At 73.4% G+C, this 2,443-nt stretch carries 2 protein-coding genes and 1 pseudogene; all 3 read right to left on the reverse strand.

Annotated features, from left to right (window positions below):
• Positions 1 to 1,207 (reverse strand): MmgE/PrpD family protein (locus NQ160_RS22295; protein ID WP_257517225.1); only part of this gene is annotated, 1,207 nt, incomplete at its 3' end.
• Positions 1,208 to 1,319: 112 nt separating this feature from the next.
• Entirely contained in the window at positions 1,320 to 2,168 is an 849-nt protein-coding gene (locus NQ160_RS22300; RefSeq protein ID WP_257517226.1) for an ABC transporter ATP-binding protein, read from the reverse strand.
• Positions 2,165 to 2,443, reverse strand: a pseudogene (locus tag NQ160_RS22305) (ABC transporter ATP-binding protein); the annotation flags it as partial. The gene NQ160_RS22300 and the pseudogene NQ160_RS22305, both read right to left, overlap by 4 nt.

The raw sequence follows: 2,443 nt of genomic DNA on the forward strand, positions 1-2,443 counted from the left end.
CGCGCACGACCTCCCCGCCGTGCAGCGTGATCTCCACCTCGGCCGCCCGCTCCCGCGGGTACGCGGACTGGGCCGCCTCGTCGAGGTGGACCGTCACGCGCTGCGCCAGCGCCTGCACGTCCGGGTCACCGAGACGATCCGGCTCGAAGGTGCAGAGATCGACCGTGCCCTGCACGAGGGCGGCGGAGACGGCGAACGGCAGGCTGAACTGCGCCTGCATGACGGTGGTGGGGTCGCGTCTGTCCAGTCGCGCGGCGAGCTCGAACGTGCCGACGCGGATCCGGTCGATCCGGGACAGGTCGTCGCCGACGACGGTGCGCAGCTGCCGCGCCGCGTCGATCGCGCCGTGCAGGTGCCGGCAGCACGGGTAGGGCTTGACGTAGGTGCGCAGCGCGCGCCACGAGGTGCCGAGGCCGCCCAGCAGCGCGTCCGGCTTCCACTGCCCGCGGGCGAACGCGGCGAAGTAGCCGTCCTTCCCCTCGAGGATCGTGTGCGGTCCGAAGATCCCTGCGGCGGCGAGTTCGGCGCACATGACGCCCTCGCGCGCAGCCTTGCCGGTGTGAAGTCGCTTCACCTCGGAACCGTGCGCGTGGTATTCGCGCAGCCCGCCGGCGGAGGATCCGGCCAGGCCCAGCGCGCCGGACATCTGCTCGGGCGACAGACGCAGCAGGCGGCCGACCGCCGCCGTGGCTCCGAACACCCCGGCCGCCGGGGTGTTGTGGAAGCCCGCGCGCAGCACACTCGGGTGGCCCGCCTCGGCGATCCGGGCGGTGACCTCCACGCCGATCACGGCGGCAGCGGCGACGTCATCGATGCTGACGCCCCGCGATTCGCCGGCCGCGAGCACCGCGGGCACGACGCACCCGCCGGGGTGCACGGAGCCGGGGGTGTAACCGTCGTCGAGCTCGAGACCGTGGGCGGCGGCGCCGTTGACGTACGCTGCGGCCGTCGCGGTGAGGCGCGGACCCGCGATGACCGTCGCCGCACGTCCCGGTTCGGCGGTGCGGAAGTGCTCGCGCAGCGTGCGGGAGAGTTCCGTGCGGCTGCCGGCCGTGGCTGCGGCGAGGTAGTCGATGATCATCCGCCGCCCGTGGTGCAGCAGCTCGGGCGGCAGGTCGGTGCCGCTGGCCCACTCGGCGATCGTCCGCGTCGCGGAGGCGCTGGGGTCGTGCGCGGTCACCGGGGGCGTGGGGTGCGCCGATGGCATGGGGCCTCGATTCTGCTCTGTCGCCGCTGACGCGGGCCGAATCTACGGAATATACAATATACCACGTCATCGATCCGCTGAGCTGGGGCGAGCAGGCCCACGGCCGCCGGTGTCAGGCCGCGCGGTTCAGCGCGGCCGGGATGTGCTCCGCCCACTCCGCGGGCGACTCCGCCGCGGGCGCCGCCGGGAGGGTGCCGGTGCCGTCGGGGTGCGGGATCGCCGCGAGCAGATCCCGGGTGTACGGGTGCACGGGGTGGGCCCAGACGAGCGGGGTCGGCCCCGACTCCACGATGCGCCCCCGGTACATCACCGCCACCCGATCAGCCATGAGCCGCACCACCGAGAGGTCGTGCGAGATGAAGAGCATCCCGGCCCCCGACTCCAGGCACAAGGTGCGCATCATGCCCGCGACGGATGCCTGTGCCGACGCGTCCAACGCCGAGATCGGCTCGTCCGCGACGATGAGGTCCGGGCGCGCGGCCAGCGCCCGGGCGATCGCGACGCGCTGGCGCTGACCTCCCGACAGCTGGTGCGGATACCGGCGGGCGAACGACGCCGCGAGCCCGACCGCCTCGAGCCATTCCTCCGGTCGCGCCGACACCGCACCCCGGCTGCGCGCGGCACGCGCGCCGTCGGCGATCTGCTGCGCGACCCGCACGCGCGGATTGAGCGACGAGTTCGGATCCTGGAACACCATCTGCATCGCGGTCAGCGCCGTCGGCCGGGTGCGCAGTCCCAACGGCGGCACCGCGGCCCCGTGGTACGACACCGCGCCGGAGTGGGGGCGCTCCATCCCGACTACCGCGCGGGCGGTCGATGATTTGCCGCACCCGCTCTCGCCGACGAGCGCCAGCACCTCTCCGGGCACGATCCGCAGCGACACCCCGTCCACCGCGCGCAGCGCGCCCCGTCCGCCGTACTCGACGACCAGGTCGTTGACCTCGAGGATCGGAGCGGTCATCGTTCGTCCTCCTGGGGGATCTCGCCCGCGACGAGCGGCTCCTGCGCGTCGGGCATGGCCGCCAGAAGCTCGCGCGTGTACTCGTGGACAGGAGCGGTGAACACCTGCGCACGCGTCCCCGCCTCGACGATGCGGCCGTGACGCATCACCGCGACGTCGTCGGCGATGGCGCTCATCACACCGAGGTCGTGGGTGACGAGGAGCACGGCGAGGTTCCGCTCGATCGCCAGGTCGCGCAGCAGGTGCAGCATGCCGGCCTGCACGGTGACGTCGAG

The organism is Microbacterium sp. zg.Y909 (genome assembly GCF_024626565.1).